This window comes from Nostoc piscinale CENA21, assembly GCF_001298445.1.
In the GTDB taxonomy this organism is placed as follows: Bacteria; Cyanobacteriota; Cyanobacteriia; order Cyanobacteriales; family Nostocaceae; genus Nostoc_B; species Nostoc_B piscinale_A.
Genome location: NZ_CP012036.1, coordinates 2452124 through 2477468, shown reverse-complemented (window position 1 = coordinate 2477468; position 25345 = coordinate 2452124). Strand labels below are relative to the sequence as shown.

The window sequence follows — 25345 nt, the reverse complement described above, 5'->3', positions numbered from 1 at the left end:
ATGAACAGTCAACAAAAACCAATGCTCAGTGAGCTACATGAATTTTATAGTCAAGATATTGAAGCCATAACTCTATTGTTGGCAAAAGTTTCCCATCGTCCGCCATCGGAAATTCAGCCTTACTTAGATGCTATGCTTCAACAACTAGTGCAATCATCACCAGAACAACCTTTTTATGAAACTGCGACTCCCCAAGAATGGATAGCAGCATTTCAAGAATGGGTGGAAAGCCACCGAGAATTGAATCTTCCCACACTTTCAGATGAAGATATCAGCCGAGAAACTATTTATGGAGAACGTATTTAAGTGGCGTATCTTATAGATACCAATGTTCTATTAAGGAGTGTAGACCTTAGCCATCTTATGAACTCGGATGCCGTAAATGCTATTAGAACATTACGCAATTGTGGCGAACAGTTGCATATTGTACCTCAAAATTTGATTGAATTTTGGAACGTCTATACACGCCCAACCGAAAGAAATGGTTTAGGGCGTAGTGTAGTAGAAACGCAGGCAGAAGTGAACCGTTTAAAAAAGTTGTTCCCATTGTTGCTAGATACTCAATTGATTTACCAGGAATGGGAAAAGCTAGTTATTGCTTACAGCATTCAAGATATCAATGTACATGATGCTCGCCTAGTTGCAGCTATGCAAGTGCATGGGTTAACTCATATCCTGACATTTAATATTAGTGATTTTGCCCGTTACTCAGAAATCACGGCTGTTAACCCTAGCACTGTTGTATCTACTTCTTGAGTGAATAAAATTACTTCGCATATCCAGTTTCGCGGAGAAACTTGCGTAAATCGGTAAAATATTGAGTGCGATCGCTTTTTGTATAAGCTTGTCGGACTCTTTTCCAACCATCTTCTCCTTGACCTAGCAAATACTTATCAGCTAAATACGCAGCTAAAAATCCTCTACCATCATCACCTTGCTGGCGAATCTCGGTGTAAGTTTTCCATATCTCAGAAGCGTGACTGTAAATTAACTTGGGATAGCGACGAGTTACATCAACCATTTTGCCTTGGCGATATTGCCAAATTTGCAACGGATAAGCAGAAGCAGCATAAGCTGTAAAAGCATAAGCAAAACGATCGTCTCGACTTTCAAGTTCGATGATGCCATCTTTATCAAAGTCCTGAAATCGATAAGCCCCATTACCCCAGTCTTGGCGAATTTGAGTGTACTTTTGAGATTTTTTGTCGTAGCGGTAAATCAACGAATAAGTACAACAATGTGCGCCGCCTGTAAAGAAATCGGCAATAACTTCTGGTTCTTTGTCACCATCTAAATCTAATATTGGCAACTTATCTTCTTTTTCATATATCCCGCCAACAGGACGATCATATTCACTTTCTTGGGGCAGTTTTTGATCTAAAACAACTTTACCTGCGCGGCTAATTTGCAAACGCACATTTTTATATTGATATTCTTCTGGTTTGTCATAAGATATTTCTGCACGAACATTGCCTAATTGCCCAACAATAGTTTCTGCACTACTAGACTGGGCAAATATAGCAATTTGGCTCAAAACAGCTAAACCGATAAAAGATTGACTCAGCAAAGCACGAAAATTCTTCAGCATAAGTGTTGTATATAGCTTGTTCAACTGTATACAACACTACAAAAATCATCAATATCGGAAAATTGCTGCTACTTGTAACTGACTTGGCATTTTTTCTGGTTCCACCGCATAAACACTACCGCCATTGAGAATCGTGTGAATCGCGGCAAAATCTAACAAATCTTGATCATCTGGCTCTGGTTCTGAGTGGATATCGACATTCATCGTTTCTGGGTCAAACTTACCCCAAATTTGTTGTCCTACAGGGACAAACAAAGAATCAACTCTTTGGTAATAAGCCGCAGCCACAATTTCCTTGAGATCACTAGAAGCTGTACTACTACCTTCACCTAGTAGTTGTTGATAAAGCTCCATAGCTTGATGTTCCGACTCATGAAATAGCGGCTCGACAATTTCCCAAGCATCTGCGTGTAATTCATCAATTTGGAAAAGTTCTGGTCGGCGGGTAATGCCTTGTTCTAGTAAATTGGTATAACTATTGGCTTGGCGGTAAATGGGATGAAGGTAATCTACTCCCGCCAAAATTAATGGTGCTGTTTCTTCGCGGAGTTTTTCATGCAGTTCTCCATCAACTATGTGAAAGAATTGCAGGATGGCTTCTTGGTGTTGATCTCGGTCTGGACTTCCTTGACCGTGGAATGCACCTGGCTGTGAGCGAGAGAAAGGGTTTGAGGTGCTACCTTTTGATGTGGCAATGCGAAATTGACCTTCTCTAGCGGTTTCGTCGTACAAGAGAGCTTCATCAAGGCTCTTGGGCAGATTTTCGATTTCTACCTCATTCAAGCCAGAACGCGTACCTTCAAAAAATTTCAAATCTTGTTGGCTTAAAGCCAGAATGTAAAACTTCCCATCATTATTAATTAAAGGTAGTAATGGCTTGATATGGAAGCGATCGCTCACAACTACCAATTCTTGAAATTCCGTTGGTAACTGATAATAGCGAAATACTCCCGGCGCAATAAAAATCGCTAAACCTTGGTCTTGATTTTCCCAAAATTCCCCTGTATCCAGTTCCATCGCTGGCTGAAGTAACTCATTTGCCTCGTCTTGGTTCATTTTCATTGCTTCCAAGCGAGCTTGTGCATCACGAATGAGATTTTTAAAGCGAATCGGATTTTGCCGAATCTCTGGCCCTGCTTTTTGCATTGGCATATATAGAGAAACACAGGGTTGATTAGTATTTTCAGTTAAAGTCTTTAGCTCATCAATAGATAATAGCGTCATATTATAAAACTCCTATGCACAGCAATCTCAATTGCATGATCTAGATTTATTTCATAACTAGACACTAAATATTTCATCTTTCTTTTGATAAAAAATATCGACAAACTTACCATTCTTGAGAGAGATATAGGAGTCCGCAAGCGTTCGTGAACAAAAAGCTCCCTGACTTTTCAAAGAAGTCGGGAAGCTAAAGACAAAACGAATAAAAAATATGCCACTTTCTGGCGTATTTATTCAAATTATTATGCAAATTTTTGAATTAAAGTTGATGTTTATCCAGCATTAGATGTATCAGTATTAGCTGAATTTGAGTTAACTACCATTCTTTCTGGTGCTTGATTCACAAAACCCAAACTCACTCGTTTCATCAGCCAATGCAATCCAAGCAGAATCACAAATGTAAGAGTTATAATCACTAAAGGCTGTTTACCCAATAGTTCTTCTACACCTTTAGTTAATAAAGCATCTGGTTGCGTAATAAAATCCCAGCTGTTGAAACGCAAAAATCTTCCCCAATAAATCCCAATAGCACAAAGAGCATGAGTAATTAACTCAACTCTAAAAATCCAGTGACTTTTGCCAATGCGGTGTAAATAGTATCCGAAATTAATTAAAGAGATAACGTAAGCTTCAAACCCGGCAAAAATTACCAAAAAATAAACTGGAATTAGTATTAAAGTAATCATCCACACTGATTGAATTGTCCGAATATCATCAATCAAGTGAATAACATCGGTTAATAAATAAGGTGCATTTGGCAAGAAAGCATAAAATACGAGAAATCCTAACCACCAAACCCAAGAACGTCCCCGGCGAGTGCGGAACAACCAAACACTTAAAACCAAAGGTATGAAAGCCAAAAATAGGTTCCACGTCATCCAATTCATGTTGATTCGCAAGACCTGTAAAACTTTGACTATCAATACAATCAATTCCTCTTTCATAAATGCTCGCTTGCCAGATGTGTGATTGATGTAGTTTTGTTGTATAGCCTTAACTGCTATGTTTGACTGATCAGTTGGGTAAAAATTAGCTGTGTGATTTTTTGTATGTTCTTTGTCAGGTTATGAAAATCTGACACTGGATAGATAAATATACTACCCATAATAAATAACCTGGAAGCTGTTTATACAGGTTGACTCATTTCAAAATTCACACTTTTTGTACTAGTATAACCAGAAAATGATTAAGGATATATTTAGCAGAAATCTGGAAGTATGAGCCGCAAAATTGCCACTCAAACTCCCAGTATAATTTTTGCTCTAGGAGGTCGTATTTTTGTAGTCGTGGTTTAGATACAATCTCCCCTGGGCCAATTCCCGAAAAATGGAAAATTTGACTTCTTTGGGGAGGAAACAGGCAAACTGTTGCCCGTTACCTGTTCCCTTTCATCAGCAATTAACGCACTAGAACGCGGCTGCGGGGGCCAATTGCTTGTTTAGTTGCAGTTACTTGTGGTCGACAATTGAGAGAATCATCGTGACAAATTTTAGCTGCGACAGGAGAAACTTCTAAACTGACAGGGTTAGCTGTGGGAGAATAACCACTGCTGAATTCCATATTGGAGTCAGTAGAAAGAGATGGGCTAGATTGACCAGATGTCCCACCAAGATTAGATTTTATGGGAGTCGTGGCGATCGCACCACTATCTACTGAGACAGGAATCGGTGTACTGGGTGTAGGCGTAGAAGTTGAAGGGTTATTAACGCTGGGTGGAGTGGGAGTTGTGGGAGTTGGAGTCGTCCCACCACCAGGATTAATCAGGGTAGCATCAGCAGGTACGGTAATTGTCAACCTCACCAAAGGAGTATTTTTCATTTCATAGGGTGTCGGATCTGGCTTAGTACCGGGAATATCAGACTTATAATCAAAGACTGTCGGACTTTCGCCACCATTGCGATCGCTATATCTTGGCCCTTGGCCATTTAACTGAAAAGTACCTTGATATTGTTTACCTGTTTTGGGGTCGGTGACAATCCCCGTATAGAAAGCTTTAGCAAACCCAAATTCATCTTGTACGATACCTTGAAAGGAAACATTCGGGATTTTTCCTTGATAAGTAAAGGGTGTTAATTGACCACCAGACAGCGCCGGCGAAGTCAAAACCCCATTAAAAGAAATCACCGGGATGCCTTTAAAGTCAACAAAGTAATGTAAACTCCCATCAGTGCGTGTTTCTACTTTCACATAGTCGGACTTATAAACAGGCACATAATTGGGCTTACTGGCAGTACCGATATTCCGTTGATAAACTCCTTGAGAGTCAGTATCGATGCGTGTGACGGAGTTATTAAAATTAGGGTTGAAACTCGGTAGTTCCAAGGTTCCTGAGATTCTACCAGTACTTTGAATTATTAATTGGGCAGAAGCACTACTACCAGTCAAACCAAGCAAAACTGCGGCTAAACTACTACTACCTAAAACTGCACAGCTAATCTTTTTTGTTGATGAATTCAATTGCATGAAAAATTTGCTCCTTATTTCTTCATCAAAAACAACACGCATGAAACTTCTAGCGCGTGATCAAAAAGTCGAAATATAAATTGGATATGCTTTAAGATTGCTGACAGTCAAAAGTAGTAAGGCAACACAGCAGGGGGTTTCGCCCCTTGTGATTACATTTACATGCTTACGGAATTAAAACCGGAAAGCTGCTCTTAATGCACCTACTATCAAAGGGTCATTAGCAGCATTATGATCAGGATTGAAAACAACTAATAAGCCTGGTGTGAGGGAAAGACGGTCATTGAGTTGGGCGCGATAAAAAAGTTCTACATGCAGTGATGTATCGCTACGTCCCCCTGGCGTTCCCCCATTCGAGAAGTTAGGAAAATTGTAGCCATCGGGTAAGTTACTCGCAGTAATTTTGGGGGGTTGTCCCACTAAAATACCGCCGAGATTTCCCGCCTTACCTAAATTTGGTAACGCTGCAAATACCATCCAATTAGTAGTTTCTACACTACCAGAGAGATTATCTGGTTTAGAAGTAGAAAAACCACCCCAACCGCCCAACTGTAAATTATCATTTAAACGCCATACCACAGTTGCACCAACCGCATGGGTATTAAAAGCTGTAGTGGGTGCAAATGGCGAAATTAATTGCGCGTCACCAATGCCAGTACCGAGTAAATCATTTGGGGAGTGGGAATATATGTAATGTATGCCGATATCTAAATCGTCGGTGGGTGCGAGGGTGAGTTGTGCGCCTGCGCTATATCTACCGCCAAATAAGCCTGCTGAATTGGCATTACCGGGAAAGCTGGGGATTTCGGAACTGTACACGCCTTGAAGACTGATGCGATCGCTAATTTCCCAGTCAAAACCTATACCACCAGTCCCATTACCAATATTTAAAATCGGATTCCTCTGACCAAATTGTGAAATTGCCCCATCTCCCGAACCTTCTAACGGATTAATTCCGCGAAAAGTTGTAGCAGCATTCACTCCAGCCGAACCAACAACAACTCCTAAATTATCCGCCAGTAAAAATCGATAAGATAAATCATTAATAACTACTCTATTCTCAGTATTCGATTCAAAACTCAAGCGCCCCATATTATGAGAAATTAACGAGGCATTAGAACCTAAATTTCCTGCCGATAGCCCTGTAATTAATAAATCTTTTCCGGTAAATGATGTTGCTAACGTTAACTGGACACTATTTGTAAAAGTCAGATTAGTTTTACCTTGCCTTTCTGCTACACCATCTCTAGGAAACAAATCCACATTAGTTGTATTTGTGCCTTGAAGACTAAAAATAGCTTGTCCAAATAATCTGGTTGTAGTCGAAAACTGATGAGATGTTAATTCAATATTTTTATTTTCTAAAACATCAACACGTTGCGCTATTTCCTGTAATTCTTTTTGAAATTCACTTTGTAATTTTTGAATTTGATCTAAATCTGCTTGACTAACAGTATTAACTTGAGTTTTAGTAATTAATTCTTGAATTTGATTCAGACAAATATTTAAACTATGAGCAAATTCATAACGATTGACAGCACTATTACCTAAATACTGGCCGTTGCTATTTCCTGCAATACAGCCATAACGCTCAACTAAAGACTGTAAAGCACTAAAAGCCCAGTCAGTTGGTTGGACATCATCTAATTGCGATACCGATGTCACTTGAGACATCTGATCATCTGATTCAGTAGTGTCAGAAAACTCTGGTGCGGCGGGAGATTCTGGAGAAATTGGGAGTTGAACTGCTGGTGAAATTTCTACGGGAATTTGCGAATCTTGGGAACTAGTATTTTGAGGTATTTTATTAAGTAGATTTTGATACTGGTCATTTACAGGCGCAGTCATAGCCTCGGAAGTGCTATCCGGCTGCATAAATTCAGGTGGTGTAATTTCCGCAGGGGGAGAAATTTGTGATAAGTTCTCTGTTTTTAGCTGCTGGATTTCTGTGTCTGACTGAACTACAGGCGGTTCTGGTAAATTATTAGGTGGAGATGTTTGCCCGGCTGTCAATACGCCTAGCATCAGTAGACTTAGGTCGCTCATGGTATACCTGTTGACTAACACCAATATTTCTTTTGACAAAGTTTTTTGGTGTTCTTCAGGATATTTCTGTATAAAAAGTTATAAAAACAAAGATTGTCTGTGGAGATTGGGTTTAGGGGTGAAAGGGTGTTGGGGTGTAAGGGTTTGGGATACATACACCCCCATACCCCTACACCCTGACACCCTTTCCCAAACCCTTAGTTTTTCGTCTCACTGCGTAAGTCCTAACTTCACACTTCAGACTTTCACTCTGACTGGCTACAGTATTTATTCAGATCATTCATTAAAGTATCTGATTCTTTACCAGCCGTTTTAGCTGCGGCGCTTAAAGCGGTATCAATGTCGGTTCTGGCTTTTTTGATTTTTTCTCTACCAGTTGGTGAAGCTTCGGCTGTTTTCGCAGCAGCTAAAGCTTTAGCAGCCTTAGCAATACCATTACTGAGGTTATCAAATACCTTCTGAAAACGACTTTGATATTCTTTGAGTTTGGGATCTGCCAATTTTAATTCTTCTAAAGATGTATTAATCGCTTCTAAATCTTTAGATAGTTGTAAGCTAGTAACTGCTTGCTTACCTTTATTTTGATCAATAAGTGCATTTCCTTCGTTCACGACTTGAATTAGTCGCTGACACTGGGAGGTTTTATTTTCACAACCAGCCACTAATAAAGCGAGACTGAGACTAAGACTAGTAATAAAACTATATTTACGCCACACAGAGATTCATACCCCACCAGCTGTAAAATCCAGACAATCGTAACCAATAATTTCCACAATTGTGGGAAGTGTTGCGTTAATTTCCGTAAAAAAGCTGATCTTAATTTCAAGAACAAGGAACCGAATCAGCCACCATCACCTGTTACTGAAACTAGACTTTTAGCTATTCTTAAGCAGGATTGCGGATGATTTAGGTTAAAGTAGCGCAAACAAATGTATTTATGAGGTGAAAGCTTATGCGCCTTTTTGTTTGTTCTCTTTTACTAGTCCTCAGCTTATTATTCTCATTTACGCCGCTAGTCAAATCAGCGACACCTCCTTCTGATATTGAGGAATATCTGATAAATGCTCAATTTCAGGAGGCAGAAGCAGCTTTTACAGCTAAACTTCAGGAAAACAACAATGATGATTTGACGCGATTTAAGTTGGGAGTTGTGCAGTTGATGGGTGCAACTCAAAGGTTAACCCAGTCGCTTTATCGTTATGGTGTGCAGCAAAATTTTGTTACCCAATTTTTCCCAATTTTACGTTTGCCTGTACCGATAAATCCTAAACCAGAGCCAGTTACATACCAAGATACAAGAAATGTTTTGCAAAATTTACTCAATGATTTAACTCAAGTCAAGGATACCCTTGAACCAATCAAAGATAATCAAGTTAAGCTACCACTAAGGCTGGGTTTAACAAGATTGGATATCAACGCGGATGGCAAGTTAGTAGAAGATGAATCTTTCTGGAAGACTTTTAGCTTATTGACAGGTATACCAGCCAGCGAAAAAGCTGCCCAAAATTTAGCGATCGCTTTTGATGCAGGTGATGTAATTTGGCTAAGGGGATACTGCAATTTACTATCTGCGATCGCTCAGATAGTTTTAGCTTACGATGAAAGTAAACTCTTTGATGCCACTGCTCATTTAATTTTTGCTCAACCAAAAACTCCTTATCCCTTTCTGGTTGCAGGTAGAAGCCCATCTGGTAGTTTTGATTTTGATATTATTACCGATATCGTTGCGTTTGTTCATCTGATGAATTTTCCCATTGCTGAACCAGAACGTTTAACAACTGCAATGGAAAATTTACGAACAGTCACAGCCTTAAGTCGTCAATCTTGGGATTTGATTTTAGCTGAAACCGATAACGACCGAGAATGGCTACCCAATCCTCAACAAAAAGGGGTAATTCCCAATGCAGTCGTCACTCAACCCATGATTGATGAGTGGCTGACTTTTTTAAATGAAACTGATGCTTTGTTAACAGGTCAAAAACTAGTCCCACTCTGGAGAAAACGCGAAGTTAGAGGTATTAATCTCAACAAAGTCTTTACTCAGCCGCAAACCTTTGATTTAATTTTATGGGTGCAAGGAACTGCTGCTGCACCTTATTTAGAGTTAGGTAAAGTCACAGATACAAATACTTGGTTGCGGTTATTAGAAGTTTTCCGGGGGCAATTCTTCCAGTTTGCAGCTTGGTTTAATTAACGCTAGTTCGATTAAGAGGATGTCTGAGAAGTATTAAATATTGCACTTGATCCCCCCTAGCCCCCCTTTTGAAGGCAGGGCTGTTTCATTCTGGGAAGAAAAATGGTTGAATCGGATAGTCAGTGCATTGTTAAACAGTAGTAATGACAGTTGCGATTATCACGCAACTGAAGAAAGTTAGGGATTTTCGGACAAAGCAAGGACAAAGACACCGATTATGGCTGGTACTAGTACTGGTAATCATGGGAACAATGAGTGGTTGTGTAGGATACAGAGGTAATGAGAGATTTTGTCAAACGCCATCAACAATCATTAATCGAAATACTAGAGATACCAAAAGATAGAGTGCCATCGTACTCGACAATTCGCCGTGTGATGATGCGTGTAAATTTTGAGGAATTGACACAGATATTTAATGAATGGGCAAGTCAGTATGTAGAATTAAGCTCCTTAGAATGGTTAGCAACTGACGGTAAAAGTATCAAGGCGACAGTCCAGGACTATAGCAGTGCCTATCAAAGATTCATTAGTGTCGTATCGATGTTTAGTAGCCACCAAGGTCAAGTCGTCGGGTTACAAACGATGGATAACAAGCAAAGCAGTGAAATTGCTACGGTTCAAAACTTAATTGCTATCTTGGATTTAAAGGGTGTAGTGTTTAGTTTTGATGCACTTCATTGTCAAAAAAAACAGTCCAGCAAATCATCCACAGTGGCAATGATTATGTGATTGCAGTCAAAGCCAATCAGCCCAAACTGTATCACCAAATCCAACAGAATATGCAGCACTCACAGCCCACAACTATACATACTGATTTTGAACGAAGGAGTGGTCGCTTTACTCAACGTCGTGTTTGTGTATTTGAAAACTTGAACAATATTTCCCATGATTGGCTGGGTTTAAAGTCGATTATTCAAGTCGAACGAGTTGGTACTCGTGCTGGTAAAGCTTACCAAGAAACTGCTTACTACATCAGTTCTCTGTCCCTGAAAGCATCCGATTTTGCCTGTGGTATTCGTCGCCACTGGAGCGTAGAAAATCGATTACATTGGGTGAAAGATGTTGTCTTTGATGAAGACTCTGCCCAAATGGTTGATGGTTATGCTGCTGCCAACTTCTCAATTCTCCGCAGTTTTGTGATTAATCTTTTCCGCCACAATGGTTTTGATTCCCTTACCAGAGCTATCAGATTCTGCTCCCACAACATCCCATTACTTTTTTCCTTTTTAGAATGAAACAGCCCCACCCCTGCACCCTACCACCCTGCACCCCTACACCCCTTACCCCTACACCCAGTCTCCACAGACAAACTTTTTGCGTAAATTTTCATGGGTAAACTTCATCACATCGAGTATAAAGAGTGATTACGATTTACTTTTGTGATGTTGGGGTGGTCTGTGTTTAAATTTCTCACGAAACTCGACTATTTACTGAAAGAAACTTTCTTAGGTTTATTGCGTGGCGGCTGGATGAATTGGGCTGCTGTTAGCACTGTGGCGGTATTATTATTTCTGTTCGGCTTGAGTCTGCAAACTTCTTGGCAAGTCGAAAAACTCCTGAATCAATTCGGTAGCCAATTGGAAGTTTCAGTATATTTAGAACCGGGAATAGACGCTAAAAGCATCGAACATTTGGTAGTAAAAATGCCGGAAGTGGTTTCGATGCAAAGCATTACCAAAGAAGAAGCTTGGCCAAAATTAGTCAAAGATTTGGGAATTGCAGATATTGACGGTGCGACTCAGCAACTAGGGGAAAATCCTTTAGTGGATGAGATGAAAGTTAAAGCGCGTAGTTCTCAAGTAGTACCAGTTCTAGCCACAAATCTGGCGAAACTGCACGGTGTTGATACTGTAGAGTATGTTGATGAAGCTGTGAAACGAATTGCTCAGTTGCATCGCGGGTTGAACTGGTTTACTGTGACAATTACCAGTATTTTGACCTTAACTGCGATCGCTGTTACTACAACCACCATTCGCCTCATTGTCTTGGCGCGAAAGCGAGAAATTGAGATTATGCAGCTAGTCGGCGCAACTTCCGCCTGGATTTATCTACCGTTTATTTTACAAGGAATTTCCTTTGGTTTAGTTGGCGGTGCGATCGCTTGGAGTTTCATTTCGGTAATTGAACAGTTTTTAGGCAAATTACTAGCTAATCAACCAGAGTTTATTCAATTCCTTGCCAATGGTTTGCAACTTGCACCCACACAAATCTTATTATTACCGTTGATTCTCTTAAGTTTCGGTGCAACGGTAGGATTAATAGGCAGCTTATTTGCAGTACATCGATTTGCGAAGGCTTAGTCTATGCTCCAGAGTTCTCTATTATATTTATCAAATAACAAATGACAAATGACAAATGACCAAGGACAAATAACATGACATCTCAATGGGAATCTTTATTAAAAAATCTCGGTGAGTGGCGAGGTTCATTCACCCGATTTTCCACTCAAGGTCAACTCTTAGAAGATATTAAAAGTGTTGTTTCCTTTGAAGGATTAAACGAAAACAAAACTATGCGTCAAATTGTCCGCCGTGAAGGACAAGAAGATTTAGTTTTAGAATATAGTTCTTTAGCTAAGAGTATACTTTTCTTTGAAAATGGTGCATTTTCTCAAGGTTCCATTCAATTAGCACCATTTACAGAATTTGGTGCAGAACTTGGTTTAATTTATGAAAACCGCCGCGTACGTTTAGTTCAATTATTTGATAAAAACGGTCAACTTGATAAACTAACTTTAATACGAGAACATTTAGCCGGAACCGAACCAGTAGAAAATCCTCCCTTAACGGTAAATGATTTATTGGGAGAATGGCGTGGTGAAGCAATTACAATATATCCTGACTGGCGATCGCCTGATACTTTCTCTTCAACTTTAAAATTACATTTAGATGATACTGGACGATTAGTCCAAAGTTTGACTTTTGGACTAAGAACTATCACTTCAACAGCAACTATCAAAGGTTCTCTCATTCACTTTGACCAAGACCCAGAAAAGCAAGTACAAATTTTATTATTACCTAACGGTGCTTCAGCAACATCGCCATTGCAAGTAAAACTACGTCAACCCTTATTTTTAGAAGTTGGTTGGTTAATTCAACCTAACTTGCGCCAGCGTATGGTTCGCACTTACAGCGATAAAGGTGAATGGGTAAGCCTGACTTTGGTAACTGAACAAAAGGTGTAAGAATTGTTATGAAAGTAAGTCCTAATTAATAATTCCATTGATTAAGAATAACAAATTGATTCTCTAGAGAATAGCTTGCGGCTTCTATATTGGCAATTGCCTTGACAATTGTTTGATAGGTCATATTCTTAGACACTACAAAATCTTGATAAACCGCCAAAATGCCTGGATGAGATGGATTGATTTGATGTAATTCTTGAAAATCATTACAGTTACGGGTAAGCAGCACACGCCCATCTTGTCTCGCATAATCTAACACAACTACATCGGGACAATTCATCAAACCTACTAAATTAACAGTCACTACATCATGACCTACTGCTTGAAGAAGATTAACCAAGTATTTTGCTTGAGAATCCTCATCAAGCAGCATTCGTAGACTCAATTGATACTCCTTTTACTTGTAGGCGATAGAGTTCCTCATCCGCTTCTAGTTTTAGTAGTTCTTGGTGACTCTCGCAGTAATTAATCACTTCTTCAATAGCAGATAGGGGCAAATCCCAATTTTCGGCGGCTTCCTCTGAGGACATCTGATTGGCCATCATATCTTGCCAAATAGTTGATGCCAGAAGTTTGCGTCCTTTAATATAAAGTTGTTTACGCCAGGGATGAGGACGAGCTACTAAATATTGCCAGTTTTCAGTTTGAGGTATATCTTGTAGAGATTGAATAATAGCGTTGACAAGGGCGAGGCGATCGCTTACAGAAAGTTTACAAACTTGTTCTTTCAGTTCTTGTAGGGACATCAAGCCACTCCAAAGAATTCTTTTCACTTTAAGCAAATTATAGCTTGGCTGAAGAACTGATAATTCCAAATAATCTTAACAACTCTCTTAAACTGAACAGATAGAATATCAGCCTCTATATCCAAGTATGACTACGAAAAATAATTATGAATTGCCCTTTGCGCTCCAACTAAATGAGTGCCCCAATGAATTTTAAAATGAAAACGCCATTCCCATAATGCTTTTATAAAATAAGCCTGATCGTAAATTATAAGACCTCGTTTTATGTCTTGATAAATATCATTGAAATCATTGATAAGACTGTTGAGATCAGGTTGATAATCTGTGTAGTACCAGTAAACTTCTGCACCCATAAAAATTGGTCGCTAAATTGTTAGAGTAAGCTACATAATGCCCTACATTCTTACACCAAAGAACAGCGCCGCTGCAACGCTTTATGAAGTAAAGTTTGATATTCTTCATCACCAATACCGTAAGCACCAAAGCGTTCTAAATGTGGGTTCATCATTTGAGCATCAAACAGGACAAATTGTTTTTGGCGCAATCTTTCCACTAATTTGACCATTGCTACTTTTGAGCCTTCGGGGATGCGGTAAAACATCGATTCACCGATGAAAGCGCCGCCAATGACTATTCCTAAAATACCGCCTGCAAGTTCATCACCTTGCCAAGTTTCAAAACTGTGAGCAAAACCAGTTTTATGTAGTGATAAGTAAATTTCTTTTAATTCATCTGATATCCAGGTTGTTTCTCGGTTCGCGCAGCCAGCCACAACAGCCGGAAAATCGCGGTTAATCGCAACTGTAAACCGTTCTTGATTCAAAACACGCTGCAAGGACTTAGGATAGCGGAATCGCTGATCTAAAGGAATCAAAGTCCGATCGCGGCTGCCATACCAATCCAAGCCATGATCGTCATCAGCCATGAGAAAATAACCTTGGGCATATCCTTGAATAATTGCAGCGATATCATATTGCATAGATAGATCAAAATAAAATAAAAAAATTCAGAGGAACGCCGTTTGATGCGATCGCCATCCTCTGCGCTCCTCTGGGATATATTTAGCATGACTCTGCATTTACCAAAATGACACAACCAATCCCATCCATTACCCTACCACCAGCTAACAACCCCCTCCTTGAAGGTGAGTGGTTACAAGAGCGTTTGTTGCGGTGGTTAGATGCAGAATTTATCCCCGAAGCAGTCAACCAAACGATTGCTCAACGAGCCGCGCAAATTTATGTCCGCCAACGAATGGAAGGAGAAAACGACTTGGGTTCTCTGGTAATTGCCATTGTCACAGAGATGCAAGGATTTGATTTTTCCAAAAGCTTTTATGGAGAGTTTGCGATCGCTAACGCCGTCAGCGATCTACTCTTAGAAAGTCTGGGTATAGACCGTTGCTGCGGTCAATAAACTTTGTCATTTGTCATTGTCATTTGTCTTTAGTGAATAACCAATGACTAATGACTGATGACTAATGACTACCAGCTAGACTTAACAACTCCAGGTAATAAACCTTCGTGCGCCCACTCCCGCAGAACGTTCCGAGACAGTCCGAAGTCACGGTAAACACCTCTGGGACGACCAGTTACCCAACAGCGATTGCGGCGACGGTTGGGCGCACTGTTACGAGGTAGTTGTTGAATTTTACGGTGAGCGTCCAGTTTCTCTTCTAAAGATTCTGCTTGCTTGAACTCTTCCATCAGAGTTTCACGCTTTTCCGCATACTTTGCGACTAATTTGGCGCGTTTTTTTCTCGCGCTCAATCATACTTTTCTTCGCCATACATTCTAAATAAAGACAGCATTTTCCATTCTACAGTGTCAGAATCAATTCTAGGGATAGTTTTGATATTGCCTAGCCTATTGTGATCACTTTGTCAGATGTCGGGCATAAATCAGCCAACTCACAAGCTGCACAAGCGGGAGAACGGGCTTTACAGATAGCGCGACCATGATAAATCAGCCGAATTGACCAATTTTCCCAATCTGGTTGGGGTAATAACTTCATTAAATCTTGTTCAATTTTAATGGGTTCAGCATATTTAGTTAAACCCAGGCGTTGACTGAGACGCTTAACGTGAGTATCTACAGTTACTCCAGCATTGATCCCATAAGCGTGGGCTAAAACTACATTTGCTGTTTTTCGCGCCACACCAGGTAATTTTAATAATTGCTCCATTTGGTTAGGAACAACCGAGTTAAACTCAGTCACAATCATCCGACAGGCGGCTTGAATATTTTTAGCTTTATTGTGATAAAACCCTGTAGAACGTACCAAGTTTTCTAATTCTTCTAAATCAGCATTGGCTAAACTGGCTGCATCGGGAAAACGGCTAAATAAAGCTGGTGTAACTTTATTAACGCGCTCATCTGTACATTGAGCAGAAAGAATAGTTGCAACGAGTAGTTGTACAGGTGTTGAGTAATTTAATGAACAAGTGGCATCTGGATATAAATGCTTGAGGCGATGGAGAATTTCTAACGCCCGTTGTTTTTTTTGAAGGAGATTTGCGTGTGGTGGTCATAAAAAAGGCAAAGGTAAAAAGGCAAAAGTAAAAAAAATAATTGCCTATTTACTTAGAGATTAGTAAGTAAAAAATAAATTAGCCTGCTTGTGCAGGCTTGGTTTGATGAGCTTCAGATTTTAGTCTGAGTGCTTTAATTTTGCAGCATTACTACTGAGTAGTTAACTGGATGGTTTCTTTGACAATTAAGAAAATACCTAAACCCAAAAGTAGGACTAAGCCAGTTTGCATTACACCTTCTTGAATGCGGCTAGGTAAGGGTTTACCGCGCAAACCTTCAATTAATAGAAAAGCTAGTTGTCCGCCATCTAATGCTGGGAGGGGCAAGATATTGATAATGGCTAAGTTAATGCTGATAATCGCTGCAAAAGATAACAAGTTTGTGCTGTCATCGGCGGCTAATTTTGCACCAACCTTGACGATATTAACTGGGCCAGAGACTTGTCCAATGGTTTGTTGGAAGTTGGTAATTAATTGTCCAAAACCATTGAGTGTGCCGACAAATAATTGTTGGAAGCGGTTAGCTGCAATACCAAAAATCTCAAAAGGATTACTGGGGCGGCGAAAAACAGGTTTACCATTTGGCCCTAATTGAATGCCAACCAAGCCTTTACCATCTGCGCCTTTTGTGGGGGTTATTTTCAGAGAAACTTGTTGATCTTTCTGCTGAACTTTGAGGGAAATTTCCTGGTTGGGATGGGTTTGAATTTCTTTGGTCAAGATAGCGGTGGACTTTTCGGAAGCTGGGAGTTCTTGACCGTTAATGGCTAAAACTATATCACCTTCTCTAATTCCGGCTTGATAGGCAATAGATTGTTCATTAACTGGTTGAACAATTACACCAGGTTGATAATTGAACTTTTCAGGGATGCCCACAATGCCCAATTGCAGCACTAGGACTAAGTAGGCAAAGATTAAATTTGCGATGACTCCCGCACTGATAACGATCGCCCGGTCTAAAATTGGACGGTTACGCAGCAGATTTGGGTCGTTGGGTGGAATGTCACTATCTGGGTCATCATCGGGAAAACCAACAAAGCCACCCAAGGGAAAAGCACGTATGGCATATTCGGTTTCCGTTCCTTGGTATTTCCACAAAATCGGCCCAAACCCCAAGGAAAAGCGGTTAGCGTAAATGCCTTGAGACCGCGCTGCCACAAAGTGTCCCAGTTCATGTACCAAAATTAAAACAGCCAAGACTGCGATCGCTGCTAAAACTGACATAAAGCAAATAAGTCAAAATATTCGGATATATTTCCTTATTGTAGTAGTTGAAGAACGGACGCTGAGAGTTCATGCTGTTATACGTCCTGAAGTTCTAGCTTGAGTTTACGAGCCAGGAAGGCAGCAGACGAGAGATTTTAACTTACTTATTTATAGGTGGAAAAAAACCAAAGTATGTCAAACAAGAACGCTAAGAATGCAGAGTTATCAGAGTTTGAGAGAGTTCTTGCGTCAGTCTTAATGGTATTGATTCAAGAAGGCAGTCCTGATGAAACTGATTTTACAGCACTAAATAAAAGCTTGGGCATTGCTCAAAGAGCATTTGCTACTTGGACAATGCCTTCAGCTAGTTGGGTATGTAGATTTGGCTGACTCGATTTCTATTATGTCTAGCCGATGTATGAAATGATGTTGGGGTTTTTGTTTAACTTAGCGTATAACTTGTATAAGTTGTATACGAAAAAATAAACTTATACAAATTTTGGTGGTAGATTATGGCAAAGCGATCGCTCCAAGCATCGGCTGAAGGGATCAGAAAAGCAAAACAATCCTTTAAACGCAAAGGTTGGACACAAGAATATTTAGCAGCTGAGGTAGGCTTAGAGACTCGCCAAGCCATTTGGAAGTTTTTTACCGGTCAACGGATAGACCGTCATGTATTCAACGATATTTGCTTTGCTTTGGAACTGGATATCGCAGAAATCGCTCAGTCTTTCACCACAGATGAATCAAGTTTGTTAGACAACTCTGCAAATCTGTCTTTAGATATTGAGACAGTCGTACAAAAACTGCGGTCTGTTTATCACGAAAACATTCAAATGCAGTGCGGTACTGTACAAATTTTGGATGTTGCCCAGCCGATACGATTCAATGATCTTTATGTTGATATCGAGATTTTAGAAGAAATTAACAGTCGCAGATGGCTAGAAATTAAGAAATTTCCCCAGGTATGGATGAAAGAAAATAACTCCTTGGGTGTAGCTGACTGGCCGCAAACTAAAACTTCGGGAATCGCAGCAGTCAAAAAATATGACAAGCTGATGGTGCTAGGTAAGCCTGGTGCTGGCAAAACCACATTTTTGCAGGCGATCGCCAATAGTTGTAATCTGGGATTGTTTCAAGCTGATTATTTACCCATCTTTGTCCGTTTAAAAGACTTTGCGGAAGATATTCGCGGATCGAGTCAAATAAGTTTATTTAACTATCTGTGTGCATCTTTTCTTAATTTGGGAATTAGTGAACAAGAACTAAATACAATTTTTACGCATGGACGGGCTTTAATTTTATTAGATGGCTTAGATGAAGTCGTTGGTAAAGATATCAGTAAAATCATCAGCAAAATTCGTCAGTTTACAGAAAAATTTTACAAAAACAAAATAATTATTACTTGTAGACTAGGTGTACAAAATTATAAATTTTATGGCTTTACCGAAATCGAAATTGGCAATTTTAGTCAATCGCAAATAGCTAATTTTGCCGAAAAGTGGTTTCTTTCAGTTGCCAAACAACCACCAGCCATAGCCAAAGACTTAGCCAGCCGCTTTATGCAGAAGCTGGAATTAAAAGAAAATTTTCCAATTCTAGATTTAGCAACCACACCACTTTTACTGAACTTTATTTGTTTAGTCTTTCAGTTCACTGAAGATTTTCCTATTAACCGCACTGAAATTTATAAACAAATTTTAGATTTATTCCTCACGCGCTGGGATGAAGCTAAAGGCATTAAAAGAGATGAAATTTATCCTAATTTTTCATTGTTACACAAAATTAAATTACTCAGTCATATAGCGGCAATTACCTTTCCCCAAAGCAGTTATTTCCATCCTGAATCGCATCTGTGCCGACTAATTACAGATTATTTAGTGCAGAATTTTAATCCACCTAATGATACCGCAGCTTTAGAAATAGAAAGTGCATCTATATTACAGGCAATTGAAGCCCAACATGGATTATTAATGCAAAAAGCACTGGGAATTTATGCTTTTTCTCATTTCAGCTTACAACAATATCTCACCGCTAAAGAAATAGTAATTAACATCAATTCGCCAACACTAGCAGAATTGATGAATCACCTGAGTAAAAAATCTTGGCGGGAAGTTTTTTTTACTCAGTGCCGGAATGTTAAACCCTGCCGATGAATTATTAAAATCTATGAAGGAAAAGATTGATGATTTATCTATTAAAAATTCTAGACTACATCATTTTCTGACTTGGTTGATGCAAAAATCCGCCGCCGTCAACACACCTTATCATATAGCAAGTGTGCGGGCTTTTTACTTTACTCTAGCCTTGCCTTCAGAATCTGCTTTAGCTTGTAATCAAGAACTCGCTATACTGTTGGATAATCAGCTTGCAGGTAATCTCGCCACAGATTTAGCCTTAGACTTGGCTTTAACACATGGATTGACTGTGAGTTTAGGCATAAATCCTGAGATTTTTTTTAGCACGATTTTCGGCTTTGAGTTTATCTCTTGACTTCAAGCATTTGTTAGCAAATCAACTAGACTTGCTAACAGAATTGCAAAACATTAAAAACCAGTTACCTTCCCCCAGCCAAGGTGGAGAAGTTTTAAAAATTTGGTGGCAAGAAAATGGCAAACACTGGATAGAAACATTACGTATGTGGATGATTAGCACGCGACAAATTGGGCATGATTGGCAATATAATCCTCAAAATTTGGAGGAGATACAACAGTATTGGGATGCTAACAAATTACTTTTAGACTGTCTAAAAATTGCAACTGACGTTTCTCCCGGCTTACGGAATTATATAGAGACGAGTTTGTTTTTACCTGGGAAGTCTGACGATTAAAATCGCGGCTACAGAAACAAAGTCTGCCATTGCAGACTTCAAAATCCTTACATCCATACACCACTACACCCATTCTCGAATGACTAAAGACGATAAATCAAACTAGAGACAGGCGACAAAAATTTAGGTTTAGTTCTAAATTACAAAAGTTGCATATAACTTCTCACAGTTATGGAATTTCCTCGGCGTTGTTGGTGGTTGGCTTTGTTATTGATGACAGCAGGTTGTAACCAAACTCGTGCCGTTTCTGATGATGTCATAACCCAAGAATCTACACCTGCACCTTTATTGGTAGCAAATACACAATCAAAAAATGTCATCCGTACTGAAACGCTTACGCCACAACCAATTCGCATCAATTTGCAGAAGTTACCGCCACCTTTTGCTACCAAAAGTGCATCGAAGCGCCCAGAGTTAGTATCCATTCCGCAAAATCCCGTGTTGCGCGTACCGCCAGGATTTCAGGTGAATGTTTTTGCGGAAGGTTTGAACGCACCCCGGTGGTTGGCTTTAACTCCTAGTGGCGATGTGCTGGTGACAGAAACCAGAGAAAACCGCATTCGTTTGTTGAGAGACAGTAATGGCGACGGTGTGGCTGATGTGACTCAAACATTTGCGAGTGCAGACAATGGCTTAAATATTCCTTTTGGGATGGCGTTTGCGGGGAATTATTTCTTTTTGGGGAATACTGATGCAGTGTTACGGTTTCCTTACAGCAAAGGACAAAAGCAACTATCGGGGACTGGGACAAAAAATTGCTGATCTTCCTGGCGGTGGTTATAACCAACATTGGACAAGAAATGTTGTCGCTGCACCAGATGGCAAAAAGTTGTATGTTTCGGTTGGTTCTCGTTCTAATGCAGATGAGGAAGCTTTACCAAGGGCTTCTGTACAGGTGATGAATTTGGATGGTTCTCAGCAGCAAACTTTCGCTTATGGTTTGCGAAATCCTGTGGGTTTGGATTTTCATCCGGTGACAAAGGAACTCTACACAACAGTGAATGAACGGGATGGTATTGGGGATGATTTGGTTCCTGATTATTTCACTCGCATTCAGCAGGGAGAATTTTATGGTTGGCCTTATACTTACTTAACACCAAATAAACTTGACCCCCGTCAAACGGCAAATGGTAAAAGTAAACGCCCAGATTTAGCAGCCCGGACTCGTACGCCTAATGTATTATTTCAAGCTCATTCGGCAGCTTTGGGTGTGCAGTTTTACGATGGTAAAACTTTCCCTGCAAGATACAAAAATGGTGCTTTTGTGGCATTCCGGGGTTCTTGGAACCGCGATCGCGGGACTGGTTATAAAGTTGTATTTGTACCTTTTAATACTCAAGGACAACCACAAGGTGATTACGAAGATTTTCTCACAGGATTTTTGTTAAACCCCAGCACCCCAACTACTTGGGGAAGGCCTGTTGGTTTATTAGTTTTGCCTGATGGTAGTTTATTAGTTACAGAAGAAGCTAATAACCGGATTTATCGCATTCAATATGTAGGTAATCAAAAATAGACTCAAAATAGCAACCGCCGATACAAGCTGATATCCGCAAATAATTTTAAATAAAAATTAGTGTTTCGTGGCGGTTCATGTCTATTCCTAATAATAGTAATGCTTTAGCAAGTTTATCTAATTTACCTTTATCACCAAATGGTGCGGAGGTAATTTTAGGTACTAGTATTGAACCGCAACAATTAGCTATACCAATAGCACCTAGTCCAATAACAATGTTCGGCCCCCGTGGGGCTTGTTTAGTATCAGAAAATAAGTCTTTGTGGGTGTCAGATACAGGGCATCATCGGTTATTAGGATGGCGTAATTTACCAACAGAAGATCATCAACCTGCGGACTGGGTAATTGGACAACCAGACTTTTATCATGAAGGGCAGAATGCTAAAGGTAAGCCAGGTAGAAATACGGTTAGCGTCCCCACAGGAATTTGTGTTTGTGGGACAGGTTTAGCGGTGGCTGATGCTTGGAATCACCGAGTTTTGATTTGGCAAAATGTCCCAGAAGATAGCAATGTGCCAGCCGATTTGGTATTGGGACAAGCGAATTTTATTGAAAATGAACCTAATCGCGGAACTCAACAAGCAACTGCAAATACAATGCACTGGCCTTACGGGGTTTTCTATTATCAAGGTCAGCTATTCGTGGCGGATACTGGTAATCGCAGGTTGTTAATTTGGCAAGAGTTACCTACAGAAAATGGTCAACCTGCTGATGTCGTTCTGGGACAACCAGATATGATTTCTCGTAATGAAAATGGTGGTGCTTCTGCAACGGCGGCGAGTATGCGTTGGTGTCACGATATCGCAGTATGGCATGATAATTTGGTTGTCGCTGATGCGGGTAATCATCGGGTGATGATTTGGCAAGGTATCCCCACCAAAAATAATGCGCCTTGTGCGGTAGTGTTAGGACAACATAGCTTTGATTTTGTAGAGATGAATCAAGGGTTATATTGGCCGAGTGGAAGTAGTTTAAGTATGCCTTATGGGGTGGCGACGACTGCGGAATGGTTGCTAGTGGCGGATACGGCGAATTCACGCTTGCTAGGATGGAGGCAGGCGGAATCTATATTATCATTGCAAGGTGCGATCGCTTCGGCAATCATTGGACAAAGTAGCTTTGCAAGTAAAAGCGAAAACCGCAATTATGGACTCCCGACGCGCGATAGTTTGAATTGGCCTTATGGGGTGAAAATTTGCGAGAATACGGCGGTAATTGCTGATTCTGGAAATAATCGGATTTTGTTGTGGGGGTTTGATAAATAGAGTTAAACGAACCGCAAAGGACGCAAAGGACGCGAAGAGAAATGGCGAGTGAAGAAATTAGAGTTAGAGGTACTGTTCAAGGGGTAGGGTTTCGTCCGACTGTCTACCGTCTGGCTAAAGCTTGCGGGTTGCGGGGAGATGTTTGTAATGACGGACAAGGTGTATTAATTCGTGTCTCTGGAAGTGAGGAAGCAATAGCTGAGTTTATAGCGAGGTTACAGCAAGAATGTCCGCCACTAGCAAAAATTCAAGAGTTAATCAGAACTCGATGTACAGAAGAATTGAACTGTGATGAATTTGTAATTTCATCAAGTGTCAGTAACAAAATCAAAACTGACATTACACCAGATGCGGCGACTTGTCCCCAATGTCAAAAGGAAATTTTTGACCCCTTTAGTCGGTTTTACCGTTACCCTTTTACTAACTGTACTCATTGCGGCCCCCGTCAGAGTATTATTCGCGCCATTCCCTATGATAGATGCAATACCAGTATGTCTGCGTTTGTCATGTGTGCTGAATGTACAGCAGAATACAATGATGTCGAAAACCGCAGATTTCACGCCCAACCTACAGCTTGCCATAGTTGTGGCCCTTCTGCTTGGCTAGAACGTGCCGATGGTAAACCTGTGACTGCTTCGATGTTCTCGATGATGGATGATGTGGATGCAGTTTGTACATTGTTACAAAAGGGTGAGATTGTAGCCATTAAGGGAATAGGTGGATTTCATTTAGCTTGTGATGCAACAAATGAAGTTGCTGTGCAGAAATTACGTCAGCGCAAGCAACGTTATGATAAGCCTTTTGCTTTGATGGCGCGAGATTTGGCAGTAATTGAAGAGTATTGTGTAGTTAGTGAGAAGGAAAAAGAGTTATTAGCTAGTCCTGTCGCGCCGGTTGTTTTGTTGCGGAAGAAGGAAGAAACGAACCGCCAAGGACGCGGAGGGCGCGAAGGAGAGGAGGGAAGAGGAGTTTCCGAGGATGTTAGTATAAGTCTTCTAAATAATCAAAACACTCAGCACTCAGCACTCAGCACTCAGCACTATATAGCAGAATCTGTTGCACCAGGGCAAAATACTCTAGGATTCATGTTACCTTATACGCCTTTACATCATTTGATTTTGCGGCGGATGAATCGACCAATTGTATTAACGAGTGGCAATATTTCTGATGAACCACAGTGTATTGATAATGATGCGGCGTTAGAAAAGTTGGGGAAGATTGCTGATTATTTTCTCTTACATAATCGAGATATTGTGAATCGTATCGATGATTCTGTTGTGCGGGTGGTTGGTGAGAAAATTCAAATCATCCGTCGTGCGAGAGGATATGCACCAGCACCGATTAAATTACCACCTGGATTTGAGGAAGTACCGCCAATTTTAGCAATGGGGAGTGAGTTAAAAAATACTTTTTGCTTGTTGCGTGATGGTGAGGCAATTTTATCGCAACATTTAGGTGATTTAGAGAATGCGGCGGCGTTTAATGCTTATCAGGAAACGCTGAATTTATACTTGAATTTATTTGAGCATAAACCAGAAGCGATCGCTATCGATAAACACCCTGAATATCTTGCTAGTAAACTCGGTAAAGAACTCGCCACCGTAAATCAAATTCCCCCGGATGAAATTCAACATCATCATGCCCACATCGCCGCTTGTCTGGCAGAAAATGGCATTGCTTTAAATACATTACCCGTTTTGGGTATTGCTTTTGATGGTTTGGGTTACGGTGAAGATAATACCCTTTGGGGCGGAGAATTTCTGCTGGCTGACTACCGTCAATTTCAGCGACTCGCAACATTTAAACCAGTGGCAATGATAGGCAGTGAACAAGCCATTTATCAACCTTGGCGTAATACCTACGCGCAATTAATCTCAGCAAATCTTTGGGATAAATGTCAACAACAATATACTGATTTGGAAATATTAAAATTTTTGGAAAAAAAGCCATTAAAATTACTAAATCAGGTTATAAAAAAAGGCATTAACTCGCCTCCAGCCTCATCAGTCGGGCGATTATTTGATGCTGTAGCCGCCGCTATTGGTATTTGTACTGAAGCATGTAGCTATGAAGGACAAGCTGCGATCGCCTTAGAATCTTTAGTTGATGTTAACATCTTAAATAATAATGAAGAAAATCTAATTTATCCCTTTAATTTTAACTTTTCCGATAATATCTATTGTATAGACTCAGCCCCAATGTGGTCAGCTTTACTCAGTGATTTGCAGCAACAAATTCCCCAATCAGTCATCGCTGCTAAATTTCACCAGAGTTTAGCTAAGATTACAGTTAAAATGATTAAGCTTCTGTGTCAAGAATATCAAATTCAGCAAGTAGTTCTCACAGGAGGAGTATTTCAAAATACTATCTTATTACAGTTAGTTACTCAACAGTTACAAACATCCAATATTAACGTACTAACTCATAACTTAGTTCCTACTAACGATGGTGGTTTATCGTTAGGACAAGCCATAATTACAGCAGCTCAATATTTTTAACCTCTTCTTCTCCGCGCTCTCTGCGTCTCTGCGGTTCGTTCTTATAAAGGAAAAT

Annotated in this window: 24 protein-coding genes and 4 pseudogenes; 15 read left to right on the top strand and 13 right to left on the bottom strand. The window is 40.1% G+C overall.

What is annotated here, in order from left to right; translation table 11 throughout:
- Both ACX27_RS10945 and ACX27_RS10940 read left to right on the top strand, forming a co-directional pair.
- Complete coding sequence (locus ACX27_RS10945) at nucleotides 1-306, top strand: hypothetical protein (protein ID WP_083468896.1); 306 nt, start codon at nucleotides 1-3, stop codon at nucleotides 304-306.
- Nucleotides 307-756, top strand: a complete 450-nt coding sequence (locus ACX27_RS10940) for a type II toxin-antitoxin system VapC family toxin (protein ID WP_062292012.1) — start codon at nucleotides 307-309, stop codon at nucleotides 754-756.
- Between the two features lie 10 nt (nucleotides 757-766).
- Here the strand turns inward: ACX27_RS10940 and ACX27_RS10935 are convergent, their stop codons facing one another.
- The 6 genes from ACX27_RS10935 to ACX27_RS10910 form a co-directional block, all read right to left on the bottom strand.
- Nucleotides 767-1588 (bottom strand): hypothetical protein, encoded by an 822-nt coding sequence (locus ACX27_RS10935; RefSeq protein ID WP_062292010.1) that lies wholly within the window; start codon nucleotides 1586-1588, stop codon nucleotides 767-769.
- Nucleotides 1589-1636: 48 nt separating this feature from the next.
- A complete protein-coding gene (locus ACX27_RS10930) occupies nucleotides 1637-2812 on the bottom strand; it encodes a baeRF7 domain-containing protein (RefSeq protein ID WP_062292007.1) in 1176 nt (391 codons plus the stop codon).
- Nucleotides 2813-3084: 272 nt separating this feature from the next.
- Nucleotides 3085-3756 (bottom strand): DUF1361 domain-containing protein, encoded by a 672-nt coding sequence (locus tag ACX27_RS10925; RefSeq protein ID WP_062292004.1) that lies wholly within the window; start codon nucleotides 3754-3756, stop codon nucleotides 3085-3087.
- Between the two features lie 454 nt (nucleotides 3757-4210).
- The gene (locus tag ACX27_RS10920; RefSeq protein ID WP_062292001.1) at nucleotides 4211-5275 is read right to left on the bottom strand and encodes a hypothetical protein; all 1065 of its coding nucleotides are present in this window, start codon (nucleotides 5273-5275) and stop codon (nucleotides 4211-4213) included.
- 174 nt (nucleotides 5276-5449) lie between these two features.
- Nucleotides 5450-7321, bottom strand: a complete 1872-nt coding sequence (locus ACX27_RS10915; protein WP_062291998.1) for an iron uptake porin — start codon at nucleotides 7319-7321, stop codon at nucleotides 5450-5452.
- 245 nt (nucleotides 7322-7566) lie between these two features.
- The gene (locus ACX27_RS10910) at nucleotides 7567-8043 is read right to left on the bottom strand and encodes a hypothetical protein (RefSeq protein WP_062291996.1); all 477 of its coding nucleotides are present in this window, start codon (nucleotides 8041-8043) and stop codon (nucleotides 7567-7569) included.
- A 230-nt stretch (nucleotides 8044-8273) separates the two neighbouring features.
- Between ACX27_RS10910 and ACX27_RS10905 the strand changes: the two genes are divergently transcribed.
- The 5 genes and pseudogenes from ACX27_RS10905 (at nucleotide 8274) to ACX27_RS10885 (ending at nucleotide 12699) form a co-directional block, all read left to right on the top strand.
- Complete coding sequence (locus ACX27_RS10905) at nucleotides 8274-9515, top strand: hypothetical protein (RefSeq protein ID WP_062291995.1); 1242 nt, start codon at nucleotides 8274-8276, stop codon at nucleotides 9513-9515.
- A 143-nt stretch (nucleotides 9516-9658) separates the two neighbouring features.
- Complete coding sequence (locus ACX27_RS35685) at nucleotides 9659-9859, top strand: transposase family protein (RefSeq protein WP_083468651.1); 201 nt, start codon at nucleotides 9659-9661, stop codon at nucleotides 9857-9859.
- Nucleotides 9795-10750, top strand: a pseudogene (locus ACX27_RS35680) (ISAs1 family transposase). Before ACX27_RS35685 ends, ACX27_RS35680 begins: the two are co-directional and overlap by 65 nt.
- A 162-nt stretch (nucleotides 10751-10912) precedes the next feature.
- Nucleotides 10913-11815, top strand: coding sequence for a cell division protein FtsX (locus ACX27_RS10890; protein WP_062298280.1), 903 nt, complete (start codon nucleotides 10913-10915; stop codon nucleotides 11813-11815).
- A 74-nt stretch (nucleotides 11816-11889) separates the two neighbouring features.
- Nucleotides 11890-12699 carry a DUF3598 family protein gene (locus ACX27_RS10885; protein WP_062291990.1) on the top strand — a complete coding sequence of 270 codons (810 nt, stop codon included), beginning with the start codon at nucleotides 11890-11892 and terminating at the stop codon, nucleotides 12697-12699.
- 25 nt (nucleotides 12700-12724) lie between these two features.
- Here ACX27_RS10885 and ACX27_RS10880 read toward each other — a convergent pair whose 3' ends face one another.
- The 4 genes from ACX27_RS10880 to aat all read right to left on the bottom strand — a co-directional run bounded on the left by ACX27_RS10880 (nucleotide 12725) and on the right by aat (nucleotide 14424).
- Nucleotides 12725-13072 (bottom strand): DUF5615 family PIN-like protein, encoded by a 348-nt coding sequence (locus ACX27_RS10880; RefSeq protein ID WP_062291988.1) that lies wholly within the window; start codon nucleotides 13070-13072, stop codon nucleotides 12725-12727.
- Nucleotides 13062-13445: a hypothetical protein gene (locus tag ACX27_RS10875; protein ID WP_062291985.1), complete on the bottom strand. Its 384-nt coding sequence runs from the start codon at nucleotides 13443-13445 to the stop codon at nucleotides 13062-13064. Before ACX27_RS10875 ends, ACX27_RS10880 begins: the two co-directional genes overlap by 11 nt.
- A 131-nt stretch (nucleotides 13446-13576) precedes the next feature.
- On the bottom strand, nucleotides 13577-13798 hold the full coding sequence (locus tag ACX27_RS10870) for a DUF5063 domain-containing protein (RefSeq protein WP_062291983.1): 222 nt from the start codon (nucleotides 13796-13798) through the stop codon (nucleotides 13577-13579).
- 50 nt (nucleotides 13799-13848) lie between these two features.
- Nucleotides 13849-14424, bottom strand: coding sequence for a leucyl/phenylalanyl-tRNA--protein transferase (gene aat / locus ACX27_RS10865; RefSeq protein ID WP_062291979.1), 576 nt, complete (start codon nucleotides 14422-14424; stop codon nucleotides 13849-13851).
- A 107-nt stretch (nucleotides 14425-14531) separates the two neighbouring features.
- Here aat and ACX27_RS10860 point away from each other — a divergent pair, with 107 nt between their 5' ends.
- On the top strand, nucleotides 14532-14861 hold the full coding sequence (locus ACX27_RS10860; RefSeq protein ID WP_062291975.1) for a hypothetical protein: 330 nt from the start codon (nucleotides 14532-14534) through the stop codon (nucleotides 14859-14861).
- A 68-nt stretch (nucleotides 14862-14929) separates the two neighbouring features.
- Here ACX27_RS10860 and rpsN read toward each other — a convergent pair.
- From rpsN to rseP, 3 genes and pseudogenes are all read right to left on the bottom strand, one after another.
- Nucleotides 14930-15233, bottom strand: a pseudogene (rpsN, locus tag ACX27_RS10855) (30S ribosomal protein S14).
- A 72-nt stretch (nucleotides 15234-15305) separates the two neighbouring features.
- Nucleotides 15306-15975, bottom strand: a pseudogene (gene nth, locus ACX27_RS10850) (endonuclease III).
- A gap of 150 nt (nucleotides 15976-16125) precedes the next feature.
- Nucleotides 16126-17199, bottom strand: a complete 1074-nt coding sequence (gene rseP / locus ACX27_RS10845) for an RIP metalloprotease RseP (protein ID WP_062291966.1) — start codon at nucleotides 17197-17199, stop codon at nucleotides 16126-16128.
- A 174-nt stretch (nucleotides 17200-17373) separates the two neighbouring features.
- On the opposite strand from rseP, the gene ACX27_RS31665 reads away from it, so the two are divergent.
- The 7 genes and pseudogenes from ACX27_RS31665 to ACX27_RS10825 all read left to right on the top strand — a co-directional run bounded on the left by ACX27_RS31665 (nucleotide 17374) and on the right by ACX27_RS10825 (nucleotide 25290).
- A complete protein-coding gene (locus tag ACX27_RS31665) occupies nucleotides 17374-17571 on the top strand; it encodes a hypothetical protein (protein ID WP_144427441.1) in 198 nt (65 codons plus the stop codon).
- A gap of 122 nt (nucleotides 17572-17693) precedes the next feature.
- Nucleotides 17694-19337: an NACHT domain-containing protein gene (locus ACX27_RS10840; protein ID WP_235526586.1), complete on the top strand. Its 1644-nt coding sequence runs from the start codon at nucleotides 17694-17696 to the stop codon at nucleotides 19335-19337.
- Nucleotides 19338-19350: 13 nt separating this feature from the next.
- Nucleotides 19351-19674 carry a hypothetical protein gene (locus ACX27_RS33655; protein WP_235526585.1) on the top strand — a complete coding sequence of 108 codons (324 nt, stop codon included), beginning with the start codon at nucleotides 19351-19353 and terminating at the stop codon, nucleotides 19672-19674.
- Complete coding sequence (locus ACX27_RS33650; RefSeq protein ID WP_235526584.1) at nucleotides 19658-20011, top strand: NACHT C-terminal helical domain 2-containing protein; 354 nt, start codon at nucleotides 19658-19660, stop codon at nucleotides 20009-20011. The genes ACX27_RS33655 and ACX27_RS33650 overlap by 17 nt, the downstream gene beginning before the upstream one ends.
- Nucleotides 20012-20182: 171 nt before the next feature.
- A pseudogene (locus tag ACX27_RS10835) lies at nucleotides 20183-21527 on the top strand (PQQ-dependent sugar dehydrogenase).
- A 77-nt stretch (nucleotides 21528-21604) separates the two neighbouring features.
- Nucleotides 21605-22792 (top strand): NHL repeat-containing protein, encoded by a 1188-nt coding sequence (locus tag ACX27_RS10830; protein WP_062291963.1) that lies wholly within the window; start codon nucleotides 21605-21607, stop codon nucleotides 22790-22792.
- A 41-nt stretch (nucleotides 22793-22833) separates the two neighbouring features.
- A complete protein-coding gene (locus ACX27_RS10825; RefSeq protein WP_062291960.1) occupies nucleotides 22834-25290 on the top strand; it encodes a carbamoyltransferase HypF in 2457 nt (818 codons plus the stop codon).
- The last annotated feature ends 55 nt before the right edge of the window (nucleotides 25291-25345 follow it).